This window comes from Kitasatospora sp. NPDC048365 (assembly GCF_043200835.1).
In the GTDB taxonomy this organism is placed as follows: Bacteria; Actinomycetota; Actinomycetes; order Streptomycetales; family Streptomycetaceae; genus Kitasatospora; species Kitasatospora terrestris.
Window position 1 is genome coordinate 41,456 of the sequence record NZ_JBICYJ010000041.1, and the last position, 25,674, is coordinate 67,129.

The window sequence follows — 25,674 nt, forward strand, 5'->3', positions numbered from 1 at the left end:
CAGCCGCAGCCACGGGCTCAGCCTCGGCAACGGTCTCCGACTCGGCAGCAACCTCGCCCTCGGTGACGGCCTCCGGCTCCACGTCCGCCTCGGGCGCGGTGACCGGCTCGGCAGCGACATCGGGCTCGGCCACAGCCTCGACCTCGGTGACGGCCACCGGCTCAGACGCAACCTCGGCCTCAACCTCGGCAGCAGGCTCCGGGTCCGCCTCGGGCTCGACCGCAGCCTCGACCTCGGCAGCCTCCGGCTCGACCACGGCCTCGACCTCAGCGACGGCAACCGGCTCAGGCTCCGCGTCGGCCTCCACCTCGGTGGCGTCCTCAACGGCGACCGGCTCAGCGGCAGCCTCGACAGCCGCCTCCGGCTCGGCCGCAGCCTCGACCTCGGCGACGGGCTCGGCGACGGCCTCCACCTCGGTGGTGACCTCAGCGACGGCCGGCTCGGCCGCAGCCTCGACATCGGCGACGGGCTCGGCGACGGGCTCGGCCTCGGTGACGGTCTCCGCCTCAGCGGCAACCTCCAGCTCAGCGACGCTCTCCGCCTCCGGCTCGGCGTCGGCCTCCACCTCGGTGGTGACCTCAGCGACGGGCTCGACGTCCGCCTCCGGCTCGGCCGCGGCAACGGGCTCGGTCTCCGCGTCCGCCTCCGGCTCAGCGACGGCCTCGGTGACGGTTTCGTCGGCCGGGGTGCGGGGGCCGGCCGCGAGGGCGCTGCGGGCGGACTCGGGCTCGAGGTGGCGGTCGTACGCCGCGAGGGCGGCGTCGCGGTCGGCCTGGCGCTCGCTGAGTTCGGTCAGCAGGTCGCCGAGGCCCTGCTCGTCGAGGGCGGTGCGCAGTTCGCGGAGGGCGGGCAGCCGGTAGAGGGTGCCTTCGTCCGCGGCGAGCCGGTCGACGAGGTCGGCGAGGTCGCCGAGCGGGTGGGTGTCGAGGCTGCGGTCGGGCAGCAGCCGGCCGAGGGTGCGGACGGCGTCGGCGAGCGACTCGATGGCCTGGGCGGTCTCGGCGAGGAGGGTGCCGTCGACGGGTACGGACGGACGGGCGGTCGTGCCGTCGGCGGCGAGCGCGGCCCAGTCGGAGCGGACGGTGCCGGCGGCGAGCAGCGCGGCGTGCAGGTCGGCGCGTCCGGCGCGCTTGCCGCCGGCGGCGTAGCCGCGGGCGGTGGAGCGCAGGGCGCGGCGTCGGCCCCAGGAGAGCTTGACGCCCTGGTCCTTGCGCCAGCGGCCGCTCGCGGTGGCGGCGGTGAGCGCGTCGAGGTCGGCGTCGTACGCGGCGGCGGTGAGGACCGCGGCGGTGGCGTGGACGCGCTGGAGCAGGTCGAGGAGGGTGGCGAGGCCGATCAGCGTCTCGGGGACGTCGAGGCCGGCCTTGGCGGCGATGCCGGTGACGGAGCCGCCGATGGCGCGGATGTCGCGGCTTCGCAGTTCGGCGAGGACGCTGGACGCGGCGCGGGCATCCTCGGCGCCGGCGATGGAGTCAGCGGCCTCGAGCCAGGGATTGGCGGCGGCGGTCAGGGTGAAGCCGCCCTGTTCGGCGTACCGGCCGAGCTCCTCGCGGGTGCTGGGGCGGTCGTCGCCGTCCCTCGGGCCGGGGGCGGCCGGGGCGGCCGACGCCGTGTCGTCGGCGTCCTTCAGGTTGGGCACAGTCATGTGAAGTCCGGTTCGTGGCGGGGGGAGGCGTTGGGACGGGAGGTGCGGCGGGGGTTTGTGGAGGGCCAGGATACGGGTGAGCGTTCGAGCCATGCACGCACCGGACCCCTGTCTGCACCGGCGTGCCACGGCGTCGCCGGGGGCGGCGTCATTGCCGTCCCCGCCGGTGCCGGGGTGCGAGGTGGGCGAGGTCCTCGATGGTGACGGGCGGGAGGTACTCGCGGACCGGGGTCCGCTCCCACCACGCGCCGTCGGAACGGAGTTGGCGCGGGTGGGTGAAACGGTAGCGGTAGAGCCTGGCGCGGACGCAGGCGGGCGGGCGGTCGGGGAAGGGGTTGTGGCGCAGCAGCCGGAGGGTGTCGGGGTCGTTGACGAGCAGCCGGGCGACGAACGGGGCGAACCAGGGCCGGGCGTAGTCGGGTGAGATCGCGGCGAACCACATCAGCCAGTCCAGGCGCAGGTGGTAGGGGGCGAACTGGCGGGGCATCCGCCGCAATTCGCCCGGTTTGCCCTTGAATCCGTACGGGTGCCAGCGGGTGTGCCGGTCCGGTGGGAATTCGGTGGTGCCTTCGACCACGATCTCGTACCGGATCCGGTTGACCGAGCCGAAGGCGCCGTACGCGTTGACCAGGTGGAGGCGGTTGAAGGAGTAGTTCATCCGCTGCCGCGGGGAGATCAGGTTGCGTACCGGCCACCAGCTGAGCACCAGGACGAGGGCGGTGAGGGCGGCCAGCAGTCCCTGGTACCAGAGCGGTTGGTCTCCGAACGAGGGCGGTGCGGGCAGCGCGGACAGCCGGGTGGTGTCGACGGCGGAGAGGGCGAGGGCGATGGTCAGCCAGTTGAGCCAGGCGAAATTGCCGGAGAGGACGAGCCACAGCTGGGTGACAGTGATCAGCAGGGCGGCGACGGTCGCGCCGGGCTGGGGCAGGAAGAGGCCGAAGGGCACCACGAGTTGGACGGCGTGGTTGGCGGCGGCCTCGACCCTGTGCAGCGGGCGGGGCAGGTGGTGGAAGAACCAGCTGAGCGGGCCGGGCATCGGCTGGGTCTCGTGGTGGTAGTAGAGGCAGGTGAGCTTGCGCCAGCAGGCGTCGCCGCGCCATTTGATCAGTCCGGCGCCGAATTCGACCCGGAAGAGCAGCCAGCGCAGCAGCCACATGCCGAGGACGGGCGGTGCGACGTCGTCGTTGCCGAGGAAGGCGGCCAGGAAGCCGGCCTCCAGCAGCAGGGACTCCCAGCCGAAGGCGTACCAGGTCTGGCCGACGTTGACGATCGAGAGGTAGAGCGCCCAGAGCAGCAGCCACAGGGCGATGGCGGCACCCAGGGGCAGCAGGTCGCCCGCTCCTGCGACGAGGGCGGCGGAGAGCAGCGCGCCGGTCCAGGAGACGCCGGCGAACAGGCGGTCGGAGTACCGCCAGTGGAACAGGCTGGGTGAGCGGCGGAAGCCGGCGCGGGCCAGGTGGCGCGGGACGGGCAGCATGCCGTGTTCGCCGATCAGGGCGCGGAACTGGCGTGCGGCGGCGACGAAGGCGATCACGTAGAGGGCGGCGATCAGGCGCTGGCACACCTCCCGGGCGAGCCAGTACTCGGGGGCGGCGAACCAGTCCATCCGGGCCGCTCCTCGGGTCGTCGGGTCGGCTGCGCTCGGGCCGCCCCCATCCGTACCACCCGGCGGGCCGGGGCGGCGGGCCTCGCGGGCGCGCCGGACCTGCCGGTTCATCCGGTCGGCCCCACGGTCGGCGCCCGACGGCACCGGAGCGGCACCCGACCGGCACCGACCAGGGCCCGACCGGCGCACGGTCGGCGTACGCCCGCTCGACACCGCGCCCGGTCGGCGGTATTTCGCGGTGATCCTGCCGGAATGCCGCTGTCGGGGACGGCCTCCGGTGTGGTCTCATGCGAGCGACCCCCACAACAGGACCGTAACCCGGAGATGCTCATGACCACCCAGTCCCGACCACCGGTCTCCCCTCCCCTCCAGGACACCGCTCCCCCGGCGGCCCGCTCCACCTCCGGCGCGATCTGGGCCGCGCTCGGCATCGTGTACGTGGTCTGGGGCTCCACCTACCTGGCGATCCGGGTGGTGGTGGAGACCATCCCGCCGTTCCTCTCCGCCTCCGCCCGCTTCCTGGTCGCCGGGGCGCTGCTGGCCGCGCTGGTGGCGTGGCGGCAGGGCCCGTCGGCGCTGCGGGTGAGCGGGCGGCAGTTCGCGTCGGCGGCGCTGGTCGGCGCGCTGCTGCTGATCGGCGGCAACGGCCTGGTGGTGCTGGCCGAGCGGACGGTGCCGTCCGGGGTGACCGCGCTGCTGGTGGCGAGCGTGCCGCTGTGGGTGGTGCTGCTGCGGCGCACGGCGGGGCGGCGGACCCCGGCGGCGACGGTCGGCGGGGTGCTGCTCGGCCTGGTCGGACTGCTGGTGCTGACCTCGCCCGGGCTGACCGGCGAGGTGCGGCTGACCGGTCTGCTGATGGTGGTCGCGGCGGCGCTGATCTGGGCGTTCGGTTCGTTCCTCGCGGGCTACCTGCCGATGCCGGCCAACCCGTTCGCGGCCAGCGTGTACGAGATGCTGACGGCCGGCGTCGGCGCGGGCCTGCTGGCGCTGGTACGGGGCGAGCCGCGGCACTTCGACCCGGCGGCGGTGTCCACCGCGTCCTGGGTCGCCTTGGCGTACCTGTTCACGTTCGGTTCACTTGTCGCGTTCACGGCCTATGCATGGCTGCTGCAGCGCGCACCGCTTCCGCTGGTCGCGACGTACGCGTACGTCAACCCGGTGGTGGCGGTGGTGCTCGGCTGGCTGATCCTCGCCGAGCCCCTGACCTGGCCGATCGTCCTGGGCGGCGCGATCGTGGTGGCCGGGGTGTGCCTGGTGGTGCGTACCGAGCGGTAGCCGGAGGTCCTGAACGCAGCATTCAAGAAGGTAACGACTTGGTCGATTCTGTGAGCAGATTGTTTTACTTATTGACGTCACGTTGACGCGCCCGCTTGACTCCTTCACCTCGCTGCAATGTTGCGGCGCTGTCAGGGAGGCCCCACCCACCATGAGCGCAACTCCGCCTCGCATCGCCGTCGCCACGGCCGCCGCCGTGGCGCTGGCCCTGTCGCTGTCCGCCTGCGGGTCGGACGGCGCGAAGCCGTCGTCGAGCAACAACCGAGCGGTCGGACTGCTCCTGCCCGAACGGGCGTCGTCCACCCGCTACGAGGCGTTCGACAAGCCGATGATCGAGGCTTCGGTCACCGGCCTGTGCACCCGCTGCACCGTCGACTACGCCAACGCCGACGGTGACGAGAACAAGCAGAAGGAGCAGTTCGACGCACTGCTCTCCCGCGGGGTCAAGGTGATCGTGCTCGACCCGGTGAACGCCGCCGTCACCGCGCCCTGGGTCGAGAAGGCCACCAAGCAGGGCACCAAGGTGATCGCGTACGACCGGCTCGCCGCCGGCAAGGTCGCCGCGTACATCTCCTTCGACAACAAGCGCACCGGCGAACTCCAGGGCCAGGCCCTGCTGGACGCGCTCGGCCCGAAGGCCGCCAACGCCGAGATCGTGATGATCAACGGCTCGGAGACCGACCCGAACGCCGCCGACTTCAAGGAGGGCGCGCACAAGGCCCTCGACGGCAAGGTCAAGCGGATCGCCTACGAGCAGTCCGGCGAGTGGAAGCCGGAGGTCGCCGCGCAGAAGATGAACGACGCGATCGGCAAGCTCGGCAAGAACGGCTTCCAGGCCGTCTACTCCGCCAACGACGGCATGGCCGCCTCGATCATCGACACCCTGCACAAGGCCGGGCACAACGACGTCCCGGTCGGCGGGCAGGACGCCTCGCTGGACGCGGTCCGGCGGGTGCTGACCGGTGAGCAGACGTACACCATCTACAAGCCGTACCGGCCGGAGGCGGACGCCGCCGCCAACCTCGCCGTCTACCTGCTGAAGGGCCTGGACGTCACCGCCGTCGCGGCCACCATCACCGACAGCCAGGGCAACCAGATCCCCTCGATGCTGCTCACCCCGATCGTGGTCACCAAGGCCAAGATCAACGACACGGTGATCGCCGGCGGGCTCTACAAGGCGTCCGAGGTCTGCTCCGGGACGTACGCCAAGGCCTGCAAGGACCTCGGCATCCAGGTCTGACCCCGGGATCCGCCGCCGAGCCGCCGGACCCCCGCTGAGCCGACGGGCCGCCGGGCCCGTCGGCTCAGCGGCGGATCCGCTGGGTGGCGGCGATGCAGCCGACCACCGCCAGCGCCGCGACCGGCGCGGCGGCCGGCAGCCGCTCGCCCAGCACCAGCACCGCCCAGCCGAGCGTCAGCAGCGGCTGGGCGAGCTGCAGCTGACTGGCCCGGGGCACGCCGATCTCCGCCATCCCCCGGTACCAGGGCACGAAGCCGCCGAACTGCGAGACCGCGCCGACGTACAGCAGGCCCAGCAGTCCGTGCGCGCTCACCCGGACCGGTTCGGCGCCCAGCCCCAGCGCCGCGGTCAGCACCATCACCGGCAGCGCCGCCACCACCGCCCAGGCGATCACCTGCCAGCCCGGCATCCGCCGCGCCAGCCGGCCGCCCTCCGCATAGCCGGCCGCGCAGACCAGCAGCGCGCCCATCAGGTACAGGTCCGCCAGGCCCGGCGCGCCGCTGCTCTGCTGCAGCGTGAACGCCGCCACCACGGCCGCCCCCGCGCCCGCCGCCCACCAGAACGCCCGCGGCGGGCGGGCACCCGTCCGCACCGCCGAGACCACCGCGGTGGCCAGCGGCAGCAGGCCGATCACCACCGCCGAGTGCGCGGTCGAGGAACTGGTCAGCGCCAGCGTGGTGAGCAGCGGGAAGCCGAGCACACAACCCGCCGCGACGACCAGCAGGCCCAGCCGGTCGGCCCGGGCCGGCAGCGGCACCCGGCGGACCACCAGGCAGACGCCCGCCACCAGGGCGGCCAGCACGCCGCGCAGCCCGGTGGCGCTCCAGGGGCCGAAGCCGTCGAGCGCCCACACCGTGGCCGGGAAGCTGAAGGAGAAGCAGAGCACCCCGAGGGAGGCGCGGGCGGTGCCGCCGACCGCTATCGAGCGGGGGAGAAAAGCGCTATCGTGTGCTGTCATACATGAGCGTAGCAGTTGCGAAGGGCGGTCGACCATGGAGCGGACGAGCGTGGCCGAGCTGGCCTCGATGCTGCGGCGGGAGGTCGTCCGCTACTCCATCGGTGAGAAGCTGCCGTCCAGCCGGGAGCTCGTGCAGCGGCACCAGGTGAGCCCGGTGACGGTCTCCCGGGCGATCTCCGCGCTGGCCGCCGAGGGCCTGGTGGTGTCCCGGCCGGGCGCCGGGGTGTTCCGCGCCGAGCCGCGGCGCTCCGCACCCGCCCCCGGCGACACCTCCTGGCAGGAGGTCGCGCTCAGCGCCGAGGCCGGGCTGCCGCCCGCGCGCTCGATCGACGCCTCCGGGGTCCTCACCGCCCTCGCCCTGCCGCCCGCCGAGGTGATCGACCTCAACAGCGGCTACCTGCACCCCTCGCTCCAGCCCGAGCAGGCCCTCGCCGGGGCGCTCGCCCGGGCCGGCCGGCGGCCCGGCGCCTGGAGCCGCCCGCCGCTGGAGGGCCTGCCCGAGCTGCGCGCCTGGTTCGCCCGCGACATCGCCGAGAGCGTCACCGCGGCCGACGTGCTGATCGCCGCCGGCGGGCAGTCCGCGCTCACCACCGCGCTGCGCTCGCTGGCCGCACCCGGCGCGCCGGTCCTGGTCGAGTCGCCGACCTACCCCGGGATGCTGGCGATCGCCCGCGCCGCCGGGCTGCGGCCGGTCCCGGTGCCGGTCGACCGCGACGGGCTGCGCACCGACCTGCTGGCCGGGGCGTTCGCCGCCAGCGGCGCCCGGCTGCTGGTCTGCCAGCCGCTGTTCCAGAACCCCACCGGGACGGTGCTCTCCGCCGAGCGGCGCCGCGAGGTGGTGCGGATCGCCCGGGACGCCGGGGCGTTCGTGGTCGAGGACGACTTCGCCCGGCGGCTGGTGCACGCCGACGCGCCCGAGCTGCCGCCGCCGCTCGCCGCCGACGACCCGGACGGCGTGGTCGTGCACATCCGCTCGCTCACCAAGGCCACCTCGCCCAACCTGCGGGTCGCGGCGCTCGCCGCGAAGGGTCCGGCGCTGGCCAGGCTGCGCGCGGTGCAGGCGGTGGACTCCTTCTTCGTCCCGCGTCCGCTCCAGGAGGCGGCGCTCGAACTGGTCGGCTCCCCCGGCTGGCCGCGCCACCTCAAGGCGCTCGGCAACGCCCTGCGGGAGCGGCGCACCGCGGCGGCCGCGGCGCTCGGCGGGCTCGCCCCCGCCCGGCTGCCGTACGGCGGCTACCACCTGTGGCTCCGGCTGCCGGACGGCACCGACCCGGCCGCCGTCGCGGCCGCCGCCCTGCGCGAGGGCGTCGCCGTCACCCCGGGCCGCGGCTACTTCACCGCCGAGCCGCCCGGCCCGCACCTGCGGGTCGGCTACGCCTGCGCCGAATCCCCGGCCCGGATCACCGAGGGCGTCCACCGCCTCCGCCGAGCCCTGGGCGGGACCTGAGGGCTAAACGGCCGCGGCAGCGCTGAGGGCGCGGTCACGGACCCGGTCGAGCAGGGCGAGCAGCACGTCCTTGCTGGAGGCGCGGTCGCGCACGTCGCACAGGACCACCGGCACCGACGGGTCGAGGTCGAGCGCGGCCCGCACCTCGTCCGGGGTGCAGTCGCGGCGCCCGTGGAAGCAGTTGACCCCGACGGCGAACGGGATGCCGCGCTGCTCGAAGAAGTCGACCGCGGCGAAGCTGCTCTCCAGCCGCCGGGTGTCGGCCAGCACCACCGCGCCCAGCGCGCCGAGCGAGAGGTCGTCCCACATGAACCAGAAGCGGAACTGTCCGGGCGTGCCGAACAGGTAGAGCACCAGCTCGTCGTGGATGGTGATCCGCCCGAAGTCCATCGCCACCGTGGTGGTGGACTTGGTGCGGACCCCGTCCAGGCTGTCCACGCCGACGCTGGCCTGGGTGATCCGCTCCTCGGTCTGCAGCGGCTCGATCTCGCTGACCGAGCCGACCATGGTGGTCTTGCCCACGCCGAAGCCGCCGGCGACCAGGATCTTGACCGCCCCCGGCACCAGGCCGGCGGTCATGCGGCGAGCTCCATCGTGTGTACCCCTCAGTGCAGGTGACGTGCGGTCGGGGCGGTCGGGCGGTCGGCCCGGCCGCCGGTCAGAGGTTGCGGACGCCCTCGATCACGGCCTGGATCAGCGCCAGGTCCGGGACCTCGGCCAGCGGGACGGGCGCGCGGGTGAGGATCAGCGCGGCCTCCGCGAGGTCGCCCAGCAGCACCTTGACCACGCTGACCGGCAGGTCCAGGCCGGCGGCGATCTCCGCCACGGCGAGCGGCCGCTCCAGGCAGAGCGCCAGGATGGCGGCCTGCTCGGGCGACATCCGCGTGGTGTCGGTGCGCGGGTCGGTGGTCACCACGAGGGTGATCAGCGAGAGGTCGTCCCGCTCGGAGGCGGTCCGCCCGCCGGTGATGGCGTACGGGCGGACCAGATGCCCCGCGTCGCGGTCGAACCAGGCGTCCTCGGACTCCACGGTCACGCGCCGTCACCCGCGGCACCCCGACCGGCGTCGCTGCGCGGCGCGGCGGTCAGGTACTGGCCGACCTGCTTGACCAGCATGTTGATCTCGTACGCCATCAGGCCCGCGTCGACCTCCTCGGAGGTGAGCACGGCGAGCCGGGCGCCCTGGCCGGCGGTGGTGACGAACAGGAACAGCCGGTCCATCTCGATCACCGTCTGCCGGACGGTGCCGCCGTCGAAGCGCTGGCCCGCGCCGCGCGCGAGGCTCTGCAGGCCGGAGGCGACCGCCGAGAGGTGCTCGGCGTCCGCGCGGTCGAGCTGCTTCGACATGCCGACCAGCAGGCCGTCCTCGGACAGCACGATCGCGTGCCGGGTCTCCGGGACCCGGGACACCAGCTCGTCGAGGAGCCAGTTGAGATCGCGCTGGGTGTCGGTGAGCTGGGTCATCGGTGGGGATCCTCGGTAGGCGATGCGTCCTCGGGCGCCGGGGCGGCGGCCTCGGCGGCAGGGTGGTCGGGGGTCAGGCGGGCGGTCCGGGTGCCGCGCTGGATCGCGGCCATGGTGGCGCGGGAGCGCTGCGGGGTGTGCTCGGCGGCCGGTTCGGCGGGGGACGGCGCGGCGGGCCCGGCGGGCTCGGGGCGCTCGGCGGCGGTCTCCCGCAGCTGGTCGGCCAGGCTGGCGTTGCGCACCCGCTTGGGCAGCACCGCGGGTGTGCGCAGCCCGTCGTCCTCGCCGGACTCGAAGCCCGAGCGGGCGGCGTCGAACCAGTCGGCGCCGGGCCGGGCCGGCTCCGCGAGCTCGACGGCGTCGGCCACCGCGCCGTGCACCGGCGGTTCCGGATCGGTCGGCGCGGACTCGGCCGGGCCGGCCTCCAGTGCCTCGGGCCGGGCGGCGGCGCGTGCGGAGAGGGCGGCGGCCAGCGCCGCGTCCAGGTCGTCCGGCTCCAGCGGGCCGAACGGATCGGCGGCCTCGGCGGTCGGCCGGGGGAAGGAGAAGGCGGCCACCACCGCACCGGGCAGGCCCGGGATCATGTCGCCGGCCTGCGGCTCGACGGCCGCCGGCTCGACGGCACCACCGGTCAGCGCGCTCAGCGCGGGCGCCGTGCCCAGGCCCGCGGCGGGACCGGCGACCCGGGCGCCGAACGGCAGCCCGGGGATGCCCGCCGGGGACTCCGGCTGCTCCAGCAGCGCGGCAGGGACCAGCACAACGGCCCGGGTGCCGCCGTACGGCGAGGGCCGCAGGGTGACCTGGATGTCGTGCCGGGCCGCGAGCCGGGAGACCACGAACAGGCCGAGCCGCAGGTCGTCGCCGAGCGCGGCGACGTCCAGCTCGGGCGGGTCGGAGAGGTAGGCGTTGAGCCGCTCGTACTCCTCCTCGGACATGCCGAGCCCGCGGTCCTCGACCTCGACGGCCAGGCCCTTGGGGACCTCCTGGGCGGAGACCAGCACCTGGGTGTACGGCGGGGAGAAGGTGGTGCCGTTCTCGATCAGCTCGGCGGTCAGGTGGATGACGTCGGCGACCGCCTGGCCGCTGAGCGAGATCCGCGGCACGCCCTGGACGGCGACCCGGGCGTAGTTCTCGGTCTCAGAGACCGAGCTGCGCAGCACGTTGACCATCGGCACGGCGTTGCGCCAGCGGCGGGCGGGCAGCGCGCCGCCGAGGATGACCAGGTTCTCGGCGTTGCGCCGCATCCGGGTGGCCAGGTGGTCGACCGCGAACAGCTCCTTGAGCAGCTCGGGTTCCTCGTGCTCGCGCTCCAGGGCGTCCAGCATGTTGATCTGGCGGTGGATCAGCACCTGGGTGCGGCGGGCGATGTTGAGGAAGACCTTCTTGGATCCCTCGCGGCCCTGGGCCTGCTGGACGATCGCGGTGACGGCGGCGCGCCGGACGGCGTCCACCGCCTCGGCGACCTGCTGCAGCTCGTCGCTGCCGGCCCGGCGGTCGCGCGGGGCGACGGGGAACGACTGGGCGAGCGGCGGGAGGTCCTCGCCGGCCCGGATCCGGTCGACCACGTCGGGCAGTTCGCTCTCGGCCAGGCCGCGGGCGAGCTCGCGTAGCCCGTCGATACGGGCGGTGAGCGCGAGGGCGGTCTGGCGGCCGCGGACCAGGCTCCAGGCCAGGACGGCGGCGACCAGCGGGGTGCCGACCGCGGCCGCTGCGCCGTGCCCGCTGCTCAACAGCAGGACGGCGGCCCAGCCCCAGCCGAGCGCCAGGCCCAGGCAGGGGACCAGGACCAGGGGAAGGAGCGAGGTGCGGAGGGAGCCGGAGCGGCCGGCGCGGTGTCCGGGGTGCGTGGCCGGTGTGCCTGGCATCTGAGTCCTTGTACGGGTGCGCGGCGCCGGGTGGACGCCCGGTCCAGTCGGTGGATTTGACTGTCCGTCATCGAACGGTTCCGTGCAGCGAGCTTGCTGGCTGCACGCACGCTACCAGCCCCGATGGGCCTGATAGCAACATCAACTGACGAGATGTTAATGAACACGTCATGTCCGGACGGTCCGTCAGACTGCTCCGACGGGCCGTCCGGTTCGGTGTCCTCGCAGGTCAGCTGGCCAGCGCCCGTAGGCCCGGGCCGTCGTCGGGGAGCTTCGCGAGGTGGCCGAGCTTCTCCGACCACTGGACGCCGTAACTGCCCGCCGCCACCTGCCCGAGACGCAGCCGCTGGACGTCCGAGGTGCCGGCCGGCGGGTAGATGTGGGTCGCGTCGCGCAGGTAGCGCTCGATCGCGAAGGACGACTGCAGGCCGCGGGCGGCGTGGATCTCCATCGCGGCGCGGGCCGAGTCCAGCGCGTACTCGGTGTTGATCAGCTTGGAGTTCATCAGCTCGGCGTCGCAGGGCAGTCCGCGGTCCAGCAGGTGGGCGGCGTGGTACGCGGCCAGCCGGGCGGTCATCAGCCGGGACTGCATCTCGCCGATCTTCAGACTGATGTTGGGCAGCGCGGACAGCGGCCGGCCGTACATCGTGCGGTCCTCGGCGAAGCGGACGGTGTCCTCGACGATCGCCCGGTGGATGCCGAGCGCGACCGCGGCGAGGTTGGGCCGTCCGTACAGGATCGACGAGGAGTACGCGACGTCCAGCCCCTGGCCCTCGCGGCCGAGCCGGTTGGCGGCCGGGACCCGGCACTCCTCGAAGACCAACTCGCCGAAGCTGAAGCCGTGCAGGCCGCTCTGGCTGCCGAGGTCGCCCAGCCGGAAGCCCGGCCGGTCGCTCTCCACCAGGAACGCGGAGAGCCCGCGCGAACCCTTGCCGGTCCGGAACACCACGCCGTGCACGTCGCCGATGTGCGAGTTGCCGACGAACCACTTGCGGCCGTTCAGCACGTACTCGTCGCCCTCGCGGCGGGCGGTGCCGGCCATCCCGAGCACGTGGCCGCCGGACTCCGGCTCGGTGACCGCGATCGTCGGCAGCGCCTCCCCCGAGGCGAACCGCGGCAGCCAGTACCGGCGCTGCCGCTCGTTGCCGAAGTGGATCACCTTGGCGACACCCAGCTGGGAGGCCTGGGCGATCGCGCCGATCGCGCCGCTGACCCGGGCCAGCTCCTCGATCACCACCGTCTTCGCCAGGTGGCCGAGCCCCATGCCGCCGTACTCGCGTCCTATCGTGACGCCTATCCAGCCTCTGCGCGCGATCTCCCGCGCCAGTTCGAACTCGACCTCGCGGTCGGACTCCATCCGCGCCACCTGCGGGCGGACTTCCTTCTCGGCGAACGCCCGGACCTCCTCGCGGAGCCGGTTGTGGCGCTCGTCGGTGAAGTAGTCCGCACCTGTGCCCGTGCCCACCATGCTCCAGTGTCCTCTCGTGATCGGTCGTCGCCCCCGGCTGTCCCCCCGAGGCCGCATGGCCGCCCATCGCACGGGAGCGGACCTGCTCGGCGCCGCTCATTGTCATATGGGGTGAGCGTGTGACTCCAGGGTGTGATCATGGAATGGCGAGAAGTCGGCGGAACGAATTTGCGAATGGTTTGAGCGGCCGTCAGGTGGGAATTGATCTTGCCCAGGTTCCACGGAGCGGAACTGACGGGCCGTCTTCGAAGGCGCTACCGAAGTCTGATTACATGTGCGCCATGACAGATGTGATGGGCGCTCAGAACGCCTTCCCGGGCGGCGGCGGCGGCGAGTCGGAGCGGACCCGGCGCCTGCGCAGCCTCGGCTTGAACGACCCCAGCCCGGACGAGGCCTTCGACCGCTTCGCGCACCTCGCGGCCAGCATCACCAGGGCCCCGATCGCGATGGTGAACTTCGTCAACGACGAGCGGCAGATGTTCCGCGGGCTCTACATTCCGCCAAATCCGGCCCAGCTGGAGGACGACGACACCTGGGCGGACCGGGGCATCGCCTTCGATCTGCCCAACCGGGAGATGCCGCTCAGCCACGGCTTCTGCCCGCACGTGGTGGCACAGCGCTCCCCCCTCGCACTGGACGACATCCTGGCCTACCCGCGGTTCGCCGGAAACCCGGTGGTGGACGAACTGGGTGTGCGCGCCTACCTGGGCGCCCCCCTGGTCGACGACACCAACACCGTGATCGGCACCGTCTGCGTGCTCGACCGCGAACCCCGCCAGTGGGGCCGCGAGCGGCTCAAGGACATCCAGCACCTCGCCGAGGCCCTGCTGTCCGAAATCCGGCTGCGCGACAACCTGCTGCTCCAGCAGCAGGAGATGTTCGCCGCGTTCGACGGCTCGCCGTTCCCGATCATGCTCACCGACGGCCCGGACCACCTGATCCGCTACGCCAACGGCGAGCACGCGGGCATCTTCGGCAACCCCGGCCCCTACGCGCCGATCGGCCAGATGTACCCGCAGCTGGCCGCCGCGGGCCTCGCCCACGCGGTCGCCGACGCCTACCTGAGCGGGCGGGCCACCGTGCTCAAGGAGGTCCGGGTGCAGTCCTACCTGCCGAGCGCCCGGCGCGCCGAGCAGGTGTACACCTTCACCTGCACCCCGCTGCGCAACGCCCGGAGCGGCCAGGTCAACGGCGTGCTGACGGTCGGCATGGACGTCACCGCGCAGTCCCGCACCGAGGAGGAGCTGGGCACCCTCGCGGCGCTGCTGGTCGACCGCCTGCAGCAGTCCGGCCGCGGCCTGCCCGGCTGAGATCGGTCGTGTCCCTGTCACTTCGACGCCGATCCCGGTACGGTCGTGCCGAGCAGCCGACCGGGTCGGGACGGCGTCGGAACAGGGGGCCCTCCGTCCGCGGCACCGTGCTGCACACGCTCACGACCTGACCCTCCCCCGATCCCTCGATCCCTCACCCTCCCCGCGGGACTCGCCTGCCTCGCGGACACTCACCCGCCCGCCGGAACTCACGCCAGCTGCGCCACCAGGGCCGCGCGCAGACCGGCCGGAAGGTTGGCCTCGCCGGCCAGGGTCGTACGGTACGCGGCGTCCGCCCCGGCCGTCAGACCGTCCAGGCCCAACGCGGTCAGCGCCGCCAGCGGCGCCAGGTCGACCACCGGCCCGCTCGGCCGGTCGCCGAACGGGAGGCGCGGGCGCAGCTCGGCGCCGGTCTGCTGGATCTCGTCCAGCGCCAGCCGCCAGGTCGGCCGCTCACCGGGCACGGCGAGCGGACCCGGGCCCGCCCCGAGCGTGGGCAGCGAGGCCAGCGCACCGGTCAGCCGCCGGGTCGCCTCGGCCAGCGTGACCCCCGCGACCAGCGGATCGCCGTCCGGGTCGTCCAGGTTCACCAGCCGCTCCGGCATCGGCTCCTCCAGCCGGGCCCCCGGCGCGACCAGGCTCCGCATCAACCCCGCCTCCCCGTACCGGGCCGTGCCGCCGATCGCCACCAGCCGGATGTCGCCGTCCCGGGCGGCGACCAGCCCCCGGTACGGATCGGCGTCGGTCGTGGCCACCGCCAGCAGATCGGCCCGCAGACCCGGCCGCAGCATCCCCAGCGCCCCGTCCCAGCGCAGGATCCGGGCCGCGTCACGGGTCGCCATCGCCACCAGCTCCTGCTCCGACACCGCCCCCGCCGCGGCCAGCCGGGCCGCCTTCAACTCGCCCAGCAGCCCCTTCGACCCCGACACCGACCAGTCCGACCCCAGCGCCACCCGCACGCCCGCCGCCCGGGCCGCGGCGATGTCGGCCGTCCGCCCGTACAGCAGCAGGTTGGACAGCGGCGACCAGACCATCGAGCCGCCGTGATCGGCGAGGATCTTGAAGTCCTCGCTGCCGAGGCCGGTGCAGTGGATGCCGACCAGGTTCTCGGTGATCGCCCAGCGGCCGGGCTCGAACTCCAGCGCCCGGAAGTGGCCGCGCGCCACGTCGTCCACGCCCTCGGCGAGGTGCAGCAGCAGCCGCTGCTTGCGGTTCAGCCGGTCCAGGAACCGGCGGGCGTCGTCCGCGTCCACGTCCGCGATCCGCGACGCGGCCGCCGGCAGCGCCGGGTCCTTCGGCTGCTCGACGTTGCGCACCACGCCCCGGTACATCCGGCGGGCGCCCGCATTGCTGAACAGCGCGATGCCCTGGCTCGTCGTGGTCCCGTTCAGCAGCGCCTTCGCCTCGACGTACCGCACCACCGCGGGCATCAGCAGCGGATCGTGCCCCAGCGCCGTCATCGGCCCCGTCACCAGCCGCCGGTAGTCCTTCGTGCCGCCCCACTGGCCGCGGTTGTCGAACCGCTTGGGCACCTGCCACAGCTGCAGCACGTCGTACGGCAGATGGTTGTGCAACTCGATCAGCCCCGGGTAGACCGTCGCCCCCGTCCTCGTCACCGGGACCCCCGCGAACCCCGCCGGCGGCGGCCCCGCCGCCGGCCGCACCGCCTCGATCACCCCACCCGCCCCGACGTACAACACCCCGTCCGGCAGGACCCTGTCCCGCTGGTCCATCGTAACGATCCGCCCACGCAGGGCGATCCTCCCAGCCATCGCACCGACGCCTCCTCGCACAACCCGTCGGGACTCCCCACCCCCATCGTCCCGCCCCCACCCCCACCCAGCACCCCCACCGCCCCCCCCCCAGCCACCGCAGGCACGGCCCGGCGGAGCCAAAGCCCGCCACAGACGCGGCCCGAAGCCCGCCGCCAGCGGCACCTCCCGGCGAAGCCGGAACACCACCACAGGCGCGACTCAGGGCCTGCCGCAGACGCCTCCCGGCGAAGCAACGCCACAAGCGGGTAGTCCGGCGAAGCCGAAGTCCGCCGCAGGCGCGGCTCGATGCGCGCCGCAGGCGCACCTCCCGGCGAAGCCGGAACACCACCACAGGCGCGGCTCAGAGCCTGCCGCAGACGCCTCCCGGCGGAGCCGAAGCACGCCGCAGGCGCACCTCCCGGCGAAGCCGAAGCCCGCCGTAGGCGCACCTCCCGGCGGACGCCGAGCAGAGCCTCAGGCCGCAGACCGCCGCAAACAGGTCCGTCCCGGCCCGCCGTGGGCGCGGCTCAGGGCCCCGCCGCAGGCGGGGGCGGGGCTCAGCCGTGGGCGAGTTGCAGGACGGCGATGCCCGCCAGGACGGTCGCGCCGGCGGCGAGCCGCCAGTGGCCGAGCCGTTCGCGGAAGACGACGGCGCCGATGACTGCGGCGACCACGATCCCGGTCTCCCGCATCGCGGCGATCACCGCCAGCTCACCGTACGACTGCGCCCAGACCACCAGCCCGTACGCGGTCAGCGACAGCACCCCGCCCGTCAGGCCGCGCAGTCGGCCGCCTCGCATCGCGCCGGGCAGGCCACGTCCCCGTACCGCGAGAGCGACGAGCAGCATGGCCGCGCCCTGGGTGACGAACATCCAGGCGATATATCCGCCGACGGAGGAGGCGACCCGCACGCCCGTGCCGTCGATCACGGTGTACCCGGCGATCAGGACGCCGGTGGCGAGCGCGGCGCCGAGCGCGGGCAGTTGTTCGCGGCCGGGTACGCCACCGGCGAGGGCGAGGCCGGCCAGGCCGAGCGAGATGACGAGGACGCCGGCCCAGGTGCTGCCGGGCAGTGTCCGGCCGAGCAGGGTGACCGAGAGCAGGGCGACGGCGAGCGGGGAGGTGCCACGGGCGATGGGGTACATCTGCCCGAAGTCGCCGAGCCGGTAGGCGCGGACGAGGAGCAGTTGGTAGCCGAGCTGGCAGGCGGTGGAGGCGGCGAGGTAGGGCAGGGCGGCCGTGCCGGGTAGCGGGAAGAGGGTGGTGAGGGCCAGTCCGCAGCCGAGGAACGCGCAGTTCATCAGGGCCATTCCGGCCAGTTTGTCGGTCGCGGAGTGGGCGAGGGCGTTCCATACCGCGTGCAGCACGGCGGCGGTCAGGACGACGATCGGCACCGCTGCTTCCGGTCCCACGAGCACCTCCGAGGCGAGAAGTTGTCTGCACAACTTAGCGCTCCCCGATGAACGCCGGCCGCCGGGGTACCCGGGGCCGCCCAACAGAACGAGCGGTCGGACCGGCAGACTGACGCCATGTCACCGACCCGCCCGACCTCCGCCGACCTCCCCACCCAGGCGACCGCCACCGACCCCACCACCCCCACCACAACCGGCGCGATGGTGGTCTGCGGCGACGACGCGCTGGCGCTGCGGCTGGCCCAGGAGCTGACCACGGTGTACGGCCGGCCGGTGACCGTGGTGATCCGCTCGCTGCGCGAGGGGCAGGGGCCGCAGCTGGCCGCGCTCGCCGCCCAGCACCCGGGCCTGCGGCTGGTGGAGGCCGCGGACCTCGCCTCGCACACCCTGGCCGCGGCCGGGGTCCGGGAGGCGGCCGCGCTGGCGCTGACCGGCGACGACGACCAGGCGAACATCCAGGCCGCGCTGCGGGCCCGGCGGCTCAATCCCGGGGTCCGGCTGGTGCTGCGGGTCTACAACCGCAAGCTCGGCCGCCGGGTGGGCCTGCTGCTGGACCGCACGGCCACCGCCCGCGAGCGCTCCGCGTCCACCGCCGTCCTGTCGACCTCGTTCACGGCCGCGCCGGCCCTGGTGGCCGCGGCGGTCTCCGGCGGCAGTGTGGTGGTCAATGTGGGCGGGCGGCTGCTGCGGGCCACCGAGCTGCCCGCCGGGCAGCCCGCCTCCGGCACCGAGCTGACCACCCTGGCGGCTCTCCCGGCGGTCCGAACGGCGCCGGCGGAGCTGCTGCCGGACGCGACGGAGGGCCGCCGTCTGGTGCTGGAGATGCTCGGCGGCACCGCGGAGCCGCCCCGCCGCCGTCGCCACCTGCCGGGTCTCTCCGAGCTGCCCTTCGCCGCCCTGTTCTCGCCCCGGCTGCGCTGGGCGTTCGGCTCGCTGGCCCTGCTGCTGCTGGTCTTCGCCGGCCTGACCTCGGCGCTGACCGGCGCCGAGCCGCTGCACACCGCGTACCTCGCGGTGCTCGACGTGATCGCCATCGCCGACCCGGCCACCGACCAGGCGGCCCCGCGCAAGGTGCTGCAGATCCTCACCGCCGTCAGCGGGCTGCTGCTGATGCCGCTGCTCACGGCGCTCGCCCTGGAGGCGCTCGGCACCTTCCGCGCCGCCAGCACGCTGCGCCGTCCGCCGCGCCGGATCTCCGGTCACGTGGTGCTGCTGGGCCTGGGCCGGGTCGGCAGCCGGGTGCTGGACCAGCTCTGGGAGCTGGACATCCCGGTGGTCTGCGTGGAGAGCGACCCGACGGCCCGCGGCGTGGCCCGGGCCAGGGCGTACGGGGTGCCGGTGGTGCTGGGCGACGCCACCCAGGAGGGGGTGCTGGAGGCGGCCAGGATCGGCCGCAGTTCGGCGCTGATCGCGCTGACCGGGGACAGCTCCAACCTGGAGGCCGCGGTGCTGGCCCGGGAGTCCTCCCCGGAGCTGCGGGTGGTGCTCGGGCTCTTCGACGACGACTTCGCGACCGAGCTGTACCGGGCGCTGCGCGACTCCTACCCGGAGGCGGAGACCCGCAGCCACAGCGTCTCGTTCCTGTCCGCGCCGGCGTTCGCCGCCGCGATGATGGGCCGGCAGGTGCTGGGCGCGCTCGCGGTGGGCCGCCAGGTGGTGCTGATCGCGGCGGTGGACGTCGCCGGGCACCCGGAGCTCGCCGGGCGGACGGTCGCCGACGCCGAGCAGTCCGGCGCGGTGCGGATCATCGCCGTGCAGCCGGCCGGCACCGACCGGCCGGAGCCGCGCTGGCGGCCGGCCCGGGACCGGGTGCTCCGCGAGGGCGAGCAGGTGGTGGTGGCGGCCAGCCGGGCCGGCCTGGGCGCGATCCTCGGCCACTCGCCCGGCGAGTAGCGGCGACCGGGCCCGGCGGCGACCGTCCCGCGCCGCCGGACACGCGTCGGGCCCGGCGCCCCGTACGGATACGGAGTGCCGGGCCCGGCGAAGCGCTGGACGTCAGCCGACGTTCGCGGCCTTGAACTCGTCCCAGGACAGCTGGCCGTCCTTGCTGGTGTCGGACTTGGCGATGACCGCCTGCGCGACCGGCACGGTGACGTTGAAGTCGCCCATCTCGGCCATGACCTTGGAGTACTCCTCCGCCGTGATGAAGCCGTCGCCGTCCACGTCGAAGCGGTCGAACGCCGCCTTGGCCCTGTCGATGTCCATCTGGACGATGCCCCTTCTGAGTGTTGCTGTGACGCCCGTACCCTAGCCCAGGCCCGACTCAGCTTGCGATGCCGCAGTACTGCTGCTGCTTGCCGATGGCCCGGTACATGCAGTCGGCGTTCTCCAGCAGCCGCAGCACCGCCTCCCGGTTGCGGGTGGTCTCCCGGGTGATGACCGAGCCCGGCGGGTAGAAGCCGCCGCCGCTGCTGGAGGTCGGGTACATCTCGAAGGTGTACGCCCAGATCCGCTGCGCGCCCCACAGCCAGTCGTCGATCGACCCGTCGGTGATGTACAGGTCGCTGGACTGCTCCGGGGTGTAGCCGTTGGTGCCGGCCATGTTCCGCCCGAAGGTGGCGAAGGTGTTGGCCTCGTCGGCGGTCATGCCGGTCGCGGTGTCGGCGGTGGTCCAGCCGAACGGCCAGAGCACCAGCTCGCTGTAGGTGTGGAAGTCGATCGCCGCGGTGATCTGCTGCTTGCCGCCGACCACCCGGGAGCGGACGAAGTCGGCGACCACCTTGACCTCCTTCGCGGACTCCGGGGCGGTGCCCCGGTAGGTCTCGCTGGAGGTGGAGCCGGACGAGCCGCCGCAGCAGCCGAACTTGTAGTCCCAGTTCCGGTTGAGGTCGGTGCCGATGTACCGGCTGCCGGAGTTGGGCTGGCGGTCCTTGCGCCAGCTCTTGTAGCTGCCGGTGGAGATGTCGTACTCGCCGCCGTCCGGGTTGAGGTCCGGGACGATCCAGATCTCCCGGCCGTTGACCGCGGCCGCGATCCGTGAGTCGGTGGCGTACTTGTCGCCGAGCTCGTGCAGCAGGTAGAGCGCCATCTCCACGGTCAGGTGCTCGCGGGCGTGCTGGTGGAAGGTGAACAGCACCTCGGGCTCGTTCTCGTCGGTGGCGACGTTGTCGCTGACCTTCACCGCGAGGATGTCCCGGCCCTCGTAGGACTTCCCGATCACCTGCTTGCTCATGATCCCGGGGTGGGCGGCGACCACGGCGTTGATGTCGGCGGTGGCCTCGGCGTAGTTGTGGTACGCCGAGTCCTTGCTGGGGAAGTCGTTGATGCCGGGGCCGAGCTGGGCGTTCTGCTCGGGGCCGGGCAGCTCGGTGAGCCGCCAGCCGAGGGCCCTCAGCCGCAGCAGTTCGGCGGCGTTGGCGGAGACGACCAGCGAGCGGGCGTCCACCTCGTCGATGGAGGCGCCGGTGGCGGCGACGGCGGTGCGCTCGGCCACCGTGGAGGGGCCGTCGACCGCGTACTGGCGGACGGTCTCCTCGGCGGCGCCGATCCGGGCGGCGTCGGAGCGGGCGGTGGCGGGAGTGGCCGCGCCGAGCGGTGCGGCGAGGGCGAGTGTGAGCAGGGCGGCGACGGCGAGGGCCGGCCGGCCGCGGCGGGGCAGTCGCATGACTGTCCTCCTGTGGGGGTCCGGTGGGGGATTTCGGAACGTACGGAGGAGGCGCGCCCAGCCGATGGTGACTCAATGTCATGGGACCGTCAAGAGAGCGCGTCATCAGTCAACACCCATGACATGACTGATGGTTGACTCGTAGTAGGCCGAACGGCGGCGCACCGACGGGTGGCACTGCGCCTGCCGGGTGACACTGGACGGGTGCCCGAGCTGCCCGAAGTGCAGGCCCTGGCCGAGCGCATGACCACCGCCTGCGCCGGCCGCACCCTCGCCCGCGTGGACGCCCTCTCCGTCCAGGTGCTCAAGACCTTCGATCCGCCGGTCCACGCACTGCACGGCCTTCCGGTGCGGGAGGTCGGCCGGCACGGCAAGTTCCTGGACCTGGCGACGGAGGGCGGACCCCACCTGGTGGTCCACCTCGCCCGGGCGGGCTGGGTGCACGAACGCGCCTCCTTCCCCGCCGAGCCGCCGAGCCGCCGCGGCCCGCTCGCGCTGCGGATCGTGCTGGACGACGGGTCCGGCTTCGACCTGACCGAGCAGGGCACCACCAAGCGGCTGGCCGCGTACGTGGTGACCGATCCGCAGCTGGTGCCCGGCATCGCCCGGCTCGGGCCGGACGCCCTGGCGGTGACCGCGCAGGAGTTGGGCGCACTGGCAGGCGGGGCGCGGCAGCGACTGAAGACCTTCCTGACCGACCAGGCGGTCATGGCCGGGATCGGGAACGCCTACTCCGACGAGATCCTGCACGCGGCGCGGCTCTCGCCGTACGCGATGGCGTCCGCACTGAAGGAGGAGCAGGTCGAGCGGCTGCACGCGGCGGTCCGGCAGGTGCTCGGCACGGCGCTGGAGCACGCCCGCTCGGCACCGCCCGGCGGCCTGAAATCCGAGAAGAAGGCCGGGCTCGCCGTGCACGGGCGGGCCGGGGAGCGCTGCCCGGCCTGCGGGGACACCGTCCGCTCGGTCAACTTCGCCGACTCCTCGCTGCAGTACTGCCCGACCTGCCAGACCGGCGGACGGACCCTGGCCGACCGGAGACTGTCGCGACTCCTCAAGTAGATGATTGAATCTGCGCGGAACGAGTTGCTTTCGCGCGCATTCAATCATGGGAGCCTACCGTCGTGATCCTGACCGTCACCCCCAACCCGGCCCTGGACGTCACGTACACGGTGCCCGGGTTCCGGCCGCACCGCAGCCACCGAGTGGCCGAGGTCGCCGCCCAGGCCGGCGGCAAGGGGGTGAACGTCGCCCGGGTGCTGAGCGCGCTCGGCCGGGAGGCACAGTGCGTGCTGCCGCTCGGCGGCGCGACGGGCGACGCGGTCGAGGCCGACCTGCGGGCGGCCGGGCTGCGGTACCACGCGGTACGGATCACCGGCGAGACCCGCCGGACCGTCGCCGTGGTCGACGAGACCGACGCCACCATGCTCAACGAGGCCGGTCCGGAACTGACGGACGCCGAGTGGCAGCTGCTGTGCCGCGAGGTCGAGCGGCTGCTGCCCGGGGCGGGCGTCCTGGTGCTGTCCGGCAGCCTGCCGCGCGGCGTACCGGCCGACGGGTACGCGCAGCTGGTGGCCCTGGCGCGGCAGGCCGAGGTGCCCTGCGTCCTCGACGCGGACGGCCCCGCCCTCACCGCCGCGCTCGCCGCCGGCCCCACCGTGGTCAAGCCCAACGCCGCCGAACTGGCCGCCGCCACCGGCCTCGCCGACCCGGCCGCGGCGGCCGCCGTCCTGCTCGAACGCGGCGCCGGCGCCGTCCTGGCCTCCCTCGGACCGGACGGGCTGCTCGCCGTCGACCCCGAAGGCACCTGGCGCTGCGCACCGCCCGCCGCCGTCACCGGCAACCCCACCGGCGCCGGCGACTCCGTGGTCGCCGCGCTGGCCGCCGGCCTGCTCGGCGGAGCCGGCTGGCCGGCGATCCTGCCCGACGCGGTGGCCCTCTCCGCCGCCACCGTGCTCGCCCCGCGGGCCGGCCGGTTCGACGCCCCGACCTACCACCGCCTCCGCGCCACCACCACCGCGCACGCGGGGCGGTAGGCACGGGGCGGTGCGGGGCCGGCGGCGGGGGCGGTAGGTGCGGGGCCGGCGGCGGGGGCGGTAGGTGCGGGGCCGGCGGCGGGGGCGGTAGGCGCGGGGCAGTGCGGGACCGGCGGCCGGGCCGCGGCCGGGTGAGGTCGTCCCCTACCGCACGTACTCCGCCAAGTGCTGAGCCGTCAGCGTGCCGCCCGCGGCGATCAGCTCCGCCGGGGTGCCCTCGAAGACGACCCGGCCGCCGTCGTGGCCGGCGCCCGGACCGAGGTCGATGATCCAGTCGGCGTGTGCCATGACGGCCTGGTGGTGCTCGATCACGATCACCGACTTGCCAGCGTCGACCAGCCGGTCGAGCAGGCCGAGGAGCTGCTCGACGTCGGCCAGGTGCAGGCCGGTGGTGGGCTCGTCGAGGACGTAGACGCCGCCCTGGTCGGCCATGTGGGTGGCGAGCTTGAGCCGCTGCCGCTCGCCGCCGGACAGCGTGGTGAGCGGCTGGCCGAGGCTGACGTACCCGAGGCCGACGTCCGCCAGGCGGTCCAGGATCCGGCTGGCGGCGGGCGTCTTCGCCTCCCCCGCCGCGAAGAACTCGCGCGCCTCGGCGACGGGCATCGCCAGCACCTCGCTGATGTCCCGCCCGCCGAAGCGGTACTCGAGCACCGAGGCGTCGAAACGCTTGCCCTCGCACTCCTCGCACAGGGTGGCCACCCCGGCCATCATCGCCAGGTCGGTGTAGACCACGCCCGCGCCGTTGCAGTTCGGGCAGGCACCCTCCGAGTTGGCGCTGAACAGTGCCGGCTTGACCCCGTTGGCCTTGGCGAAGGCCTTGCGGATCGGCTCCAGCAGCCCGGTGTAGGTGGCCGGGTTGCTGCGCCGGGAGCCCTTGATCGGGGCCTGGTCGACCGAGACCACGCCCTCCCCCGCCGGGATCGACCCGTGCACCAGCGAACTCTTGCCCGAACCGGCGACACCGGTGATCACGGTCAGCACCCCGAGCGGGATGTCGACGTCCACGTCCCGCAGGTTGTTGGCGGACGCCCCGCGGATCGACAGCTTCCCGGTCGCCGTGCGCACCGACGGCTTCACCGCGGCCCGGTCGTCGAAGTGACGCCCGGTCACCGTCCCGCTGGAGCGCAGCCCGCCGACCGTCCCCTCGAAGCAGACCGCGCCGCCCGCCGTGCCCGCGCCGGGGCCGAGGTCGACGACGTGGTCCGCGATCGCGATGGTCTCCGGCTTGTGCTCGACCACCAGCACCGTGTTGCCCTTGTCGCGCAGGCGCAGCAGCAGGCCGTTCATCCGCTGGATGTCGTGCGGGTGCAGGCCGGTGGTGGGCTCGTCGAAGACGTACGTGACGTCGGTGAGCGAGGAGCCGAGGTGGCGGATCATCTTCACCCGCTGGGCCTCGCCGCCCGAGAGGGTGCCGGCCGGGCGCTCCAGCGAGAGGTAGCCGAGGCCGATCTCGACGAAGGAGTCGAGGGTGTGCCGGAGGGTGGCGAGCAGCGGGGCGACGGACGGCTCGTCCAGGCCGCGGACCCACTCCGCGAGGTCGCTGATCTGCATCGCGCAGGCGTCGGCGATCGAGACGCCGCGGATCCGGGAGGAGCGGGCGGCCTCGCTCAGCCGGGTGCCGCCGCAGTCGGGGCAGGTGGTGAAGGTGACGGCCCGGTCGACGAACTCCCGGATGTGCGGCTGCATGCCCTCCTTCTCCTTGGCGAGCATGGACTTCTGGATCCGCGGGATCAGGCCCTCGTAGGTCATGTTGATCCCGGCGATCTTCATCCGGGTCGGCTCGTGGTGCAGGAAGGCGGTCAGTTCCTTCTTGGTGAACTTCCCGATCGGCTTGTCCGAGGGGAAGAGCCCGGACTCGCTGTACAGCCGGTAGTTCCAACCGCCGGGCTTGTAGCCGGGGATGGTGAGCGCGCCCTCGTCCAGCGACTTGGTGTCGTCGTAGAGCTGCGCCAGGTCGATGTCGTTGACGTTGCCGCGGCCCTCGCAGCGCGGGCACATGCCGCCGGTGATGCTGAAGCTGCGGCGCTCCTTGACGGTCTGTCCGCCGCGCTCCACGGTGACCGCGCCGGCGCCGCTGATCGAGGCGACGTTGAAGGAGTACGCCTTGGGCGAGCCGATGTGCGGGTCGCCGAGCCGGCTGAACAGGATGCGCAGCATCGCGTTGGCGTCGGTGGCGGTGCCGACGGTGGAGCGCGGGTCGGCGCCCATCCGCTGCTGGTCGACGATGATCGCGGTGGTCAGCCCCTCCAGGACGTCCACCTCGGGCCGGGCGAGGGTGGGCATGAAGCCCTGGACGAAGGCGCTGTAGGTCTCGTTGATCAGACGCTGCGACTCGGCGGCGACGGTGTCGAAGACCAGCGAGCTCTTTCCCGAGCCGGAGACACCGGTGAAGACGGTCAGACGGCGCTTGGGGATCTCGACGCTGACGTCCTTGAGGTTGTTCTCGCGGGCGCCGATCACCCGGATCAGGTCGTGGCTGTCGGCGGTGTGCGACTCGGCCCTGCTCATCGTGTCTCCCTCTCGTCCTCGCCCTGGTCACCGATCTAACCAGGTCCGGCTGTCACTGACTTCACTGAAGAGAGGCTGAACGCAC

19 protein-coding genes and 1 pseudogene are annotated in these 25,674 nt (G+C 73.7%); 7 read left to right on the top strand and 13 right to left on the bottom strand.

Going from position 1 to position 25,674, the window contains the following annotated elements; translation table 11 throughout:
* Together ACGFX4_RS32085 and ACGFX4_RS32090 are read right to left on the bottom strand one after the other, a co-directional pair.
* Window positions 1-1,645: pseudogene (locus ACGFX4_RS32085) on the bottom strand (hypothetical protein); the annotation flags it as partial.
* A 148-nt stretch (window positions 1,646-1,793) separates the two neighbouring features.
* A complete protein-coding gene (locus ACGFX4_RS32090) occupies window positions 1,794-3,251 on the bottom strand; it encodes a lipase maturation factor family protein (protein WP_393081919.1) in 1,458 nt (485 codons plus the stop codon).
* A 330-nt stretch (window positions 3,252-3,581) separates the two neighbouring features.
* Between ACGFX4_RS32090 and ACGFX4_RS32095 the strand changes: the two genes are divergently transcribed.
* Entirely contained in the window at window positions 3,582-4,526 is a 945-nt protein-coding gene (locus ACGFX4_RS32095) for an EamA family transporter (RefSeq protein WP_393081922.1), read from the top strand.
* Between the two features lie 151 nt (window positions 4,527-4,677).
* Complete coding sequence (locus ACGFX4_RS32100) at window positions 4,678-5,766, top strand: sugar ABC transporter substrate-binding protein (protein WP_393081924.1); 1,089 nt, start codon at window positions 4,678-4,680, stop codon at window positions 5,764-5,766.
* Window positions 5,767-5,830: 64 nt separating this feature from the next.
* On the opposite strand, the gene ACGFX4_RS32105 is transcribed toward ACGFX4_RS32100, so the two are convergent.
* Window positions 5,831-6,724: a DMT family transporter gene (locus ACGFX4_RS32105; RefSeq protein WP_393081927.1), complete on the bottom strand. Its 894-nt coding sequence runs from the start codon at window positions 6,722-6,724 to the stop codon at window positions 5,831-5,833.
* Window positions 6,725-6,758: 34 nt separating this feature from the next.
* Between ACGFX4_RS32105 and ACGFX4_RS32110 the strand changes: the two genes are divergently transcribed.
* Entirely contained in the window at window positions 6,759-8,171 is a 1,413-nt protein-coding gene (locus ACGFX4_RS32110; protein ID WP_393081930.1) for a PLP-dependent aminotransferase family protein, read from the top strand.
* A 3-nt stretch (window positions 8,172-8,174) separates the two neighbouring features.
* Here ACGFX4_RS32110 and ACGFX4_RS32115 read toward each other — a convergent pair whose 3' ends face one another.
* From ACGFX4_RS32115 to ACGFX4_RS32135, 5 genes are all read right to left on the bottom strand, one after another.
* Window positions 8,175-8,750: an ATP/GTP-binding protein gene (locus ACGFX4_RS32115; protein WP_393081933.1), complete on the bottom strand. Its 576-nt coding sequence runs from the start codon at window positions 8,748-8,750 to the stop codon at window positions 8,175-8,177.
* A gap of 79 nt (window positions 8,751-8,829) precedes the next feature.
* Window positions 8,830-9,207 (bottom strand): DUF742 domain-containing protein, encoded by a 378-nt coding sequence (locus ACGFX4_RS32120; protein WP_393081935.1) that lies wholly within the window; start codon window positions 9,205-9,207, stop codon window positions 8,830-8,832.
* Window positions 9,204-9,635: a roadblock/LC7 domain-containing protein gene (locus ACGFX4_RS32125; protein WP_345699737.1), complete on the bottom strand. Its 432-nt coding sequence runs from the start codon at window positions 9,633-9,635 to the stop codon at window positions 9,204-9,206. The genes ACGFX4_RS32120 and ACGFX4_RS32125 overlap by 4 nt, the downstream gene beginning before the upstream one ends.
* Complete coding sequence (locus ACGFX4_RS32130; protein WP_393081938.1) at window positions 9,632-11,500, bottom strand: ATP-binding protein; 1,869 nt, start codon at window positions 11,498-11,500, stop codon at window positions 9,632-9,634. The genes ACGFX4_RS32125 and ACGFX4_RS32130 overlap by 4 nt, the downstream gene beginning before the upstream one ends.
* Window positions 11,501-11,729: 229 nt before the next feature.
* Complete coding sequence (locus ACGFX4_RS32135; protein ID WP_393081940.1) at window positions 11,730-12,968, bottom strand: acyl-CoA dehydrogenase family protein; 1,239 nt, start codon at window positions 12,966-12,968, stop codon at window positions 11,730-11,732.
* Between the two features lie 281 nt (window positions 12,969-13,249).
* Between ACGFX4_RS32135 and ACGFX4_RS32140 the strand changes: the two genes are divergently transcribed.
* Window positions 13,250-14,278, top strand: coding sequence for a GAF domain-containing protein (locus ACGFX4_RS32140; protein WP_345699734.1), 1,029 nt, complete (start codon window positions 13,250-13,252; stop codon window positions 14,276-14,278).
* Window positions 14,279-14,487: 209 nt separating this feature from the next.
* Here the strand turns inward: ACGFX4_RS32140 and ACGFX4_RS32145 are convergent, their stop codons facing one another.
* Both ACGFX4_RS32145 and ACGFX4_RS32150 read right to left on the bottom strand, forming a co-directional pair.
* Entirely contained in the window at window positions 14,488-16,011 is a 1,524-nt protein-coding gene (locus tag ACGFX4_RS32145; protein WP_393081943.1) for an amidohydrolase family protein, read from the bottom strand.
* 578 nt (window positions 16,012-16,589) lie between these two features.
* Window positions 16,590-17,444 (bottom strand): EamA family transporter, encoded by an 855-nt coding sequence (locus ACGFX4_RS32150; RefSeq protein WP_393081949.1) that lies wholly within the window; start codon window positions 17,442-17,444, stop codon window positions 16,590-16,592.
* Window positions 17,445-17,561: 117 nt separating this feature from the next.
* On the opposite strand from ACGFX4_RS32150, the gene ACGFX4_RS32155 reads away from it, so the two are divergent.
* Window positions 17,562-19,337 carry a potassium channel family protein gene (locus ACGFX4_RS32155; RefSeq protein WP_393081952.1) on the top strand — a complete coding sequence of 592 codons (1,776 nt, stop codon included), beginning with the start codon at window positions 17,562-17,564 and terminating at the stop codon, window positions 19,335-19,337.
* 102 nt (window positions 19,338-19,439) lie between these two features.
* Here the strand turns inward: ACGFX4_RS32155 and ACGFX4_RS32160 are convergent, their stop codons facing one another.
* Both ACGFX4_RS32160 and ACGFX4_RS32165 read right to left on the bottom strand, forming a co-directional pair.
* Window positions 19,440-19,649, bottom strand: a complete 210-nt coding sequence (locus ACGFX4_RS32160) for an EF-hand domain-containing protein (RefSeq protein ID WP_393081955.1) — start codon at window positions 19,647-19,649, stop codon at window positions 19,440-19,442.
* 58 nt (window positions 19,650-19,707) lie between these two features.
* Window positions 19,708-21,048 carry a M14 family metallopeptidase gene (locus ACGFX4_RS32165; RefSeq protein ID WP_393081958.1) on the bottom strand — a complete coding sequence of 447 codons (1,341 nt, stop codon included), beginning with the start codon at window positions 21,046-21,048 and terminating at the stop codon, window positions 19,708-19,710.
* 204 nt (window positions 21,049-21,252) lie between these two features.
* Between ACGFX4_RS32165 and ACGFX4_RS32170 the strand changes: the two genes are divergently transcribed.
* A complete protein-coding gene (locus ACGFX4_RS32170) occupies window positions 21,253-22,107 on the top strand; it encodes an Fpg/Nei family DNA glycosylase (protein ID WP_393081961.1) in 855 nt (284 codons plus the stop codon).
* Between the two features lie 62 nt (window positions 22,108-22,169).
* On the top strand, window positions 22,170-23,081 hold the full coding sequence (locus ACGFX4_RS32175; protein WP_393081964.1) for a 1-phosphofructokinase family hexose kinase: 912 nt from the start codon (window positions 22,170-22,172) through the stop codon (window positions 23,079-23,081).
* A 144-nt stretch (window positions 23,082-23,225) separates the two neighbouring features.
* Here the strand turns inward: ACGFX4_RS32175 and ACGFX4_RS32180 are convergent, their stop codons facing one another.
* Window positions 23,226-25,589, bottom strand: coding sequence for an ATP-binding cassette domain-containing protein (locus ACGFX4_RS32180; RefSeq protein WP_393081967.1), 2,364 nt, complete (start codon window positions 25,587-25,589; stop codon window positions 23,226-23,228).
* Window positions 25,590-25,674: the final 85 nt, after the last annotated feature.

Bases quoted from the DNA above. Each gene is read 5' to 3' on its own strand.
- ACGFX4_RS32090 (WP_393081919.1), bottom strand. From the start codon at position 3,251: ATGGACTGGTTCGCCGCCCCCGAGTACTGGCTCGCCCGGGAGGTGTGC.
- ACGFX4_RS32095 (WP_393081922.1), top strand. From the start codon at position 3,582: ATGACCACCCAGTCCCGACCACCGGTCTCCCCTCCCCTCCAGGACACC.
- ACGFX4_RS32100 (WP_393081924.1), top strand. From the start codon at position 4,678: ATGAGCGCAACTCCGCCTCGCATCGCCGTCGCCACGGCCGCCGCCGTG.
- ACGFX4_RS32105 (WP_393081927.1), bottom strand. From the start codon at position 6,724: ATGACAGCACACGATAGCGCTTTTCTCCCCCGCTCGATAGCGGTCGGC.
- ACGFX4_RS32110 (WP_393081930.1), top strand. From the start codon at position 6,759: ATGGAGCGGACGAGCGTGGCCGAGCTGGCCTCGATGCTGCGGCGGGAG.
- ACGFX4_RS32115 (WP_393081933.1), bottom strand. From the start codon at position 8,750: ATGACCGCCGGCCTGGTGCCGGGGGCGGTCAAGATCCTGGTCGCCGGC.
- ACGFX4_RS32125 (WP_345699737.1), bottom strand. From the start codon at position 9,635: ATGACCCAGCTCACCGACACCCAGCGCGATCTCAACTGGCTCCTCGAC.
- ACGFX4_RS32130 (WP_393081938.1), bottom strand. From the start codon at position 11,500: ATGCCAGGCACACCGGCCACGCACCCCGGACACCGCGCCGGCCGCTCC.
- ACGFX4_RS32135 (WP_393081940.1), bottom strand. From the start codon at position 12,968: ATGGTGGGCACGGGCACAGGTGCGGACTACTTCACCGACGAGCGCCAC.
- ACGFX4_RS32140 (WP_345699734.1), top strand. From the start codon at position 13,250: ATGACAGATGTGATGGGCGCTCAGAACGCCTTCCCGGGCGGCGGCGGC.
- ACGFX4_RS32145 (WP_393081943.1), bottom strand. From the start codon at position 16,011: ATGGACCAGCGGGACAGGGTCCTGCCGGACGGGGTGTTGTACGTCGGG.
- ACGFX4_RS32155 (WP_393081952.1), top strand. From the start codon at position 17,562: ATGTCACCGACCCGCCCGACCTCCGCCGACCTCCCCACCCAGGCGACC.
- ACGFX4_RS32160 (WP_393081955.1), bottom strand. From the start codon at position 19,649: ATGGACATCGACAGGGCCAAGGCGGCGTTCGACCGCTTCGACGTGGAC.
- ACGFX4_RS32165 (WP_393081958.1), bottom strand. From the start codon at position 21,048: ATGCGACTGCCCCGCCGCGGCCGGCCGGCCCTCGCCGTCGCCGCCCTG.
- ACGFX4_RS32180 (WP_393081967.1), bottom strand. From the start codon at position 25,589: ATGAGCAGGGCCGAGTCGCACACCGCCGACAGCCACGACCTGATCCGG.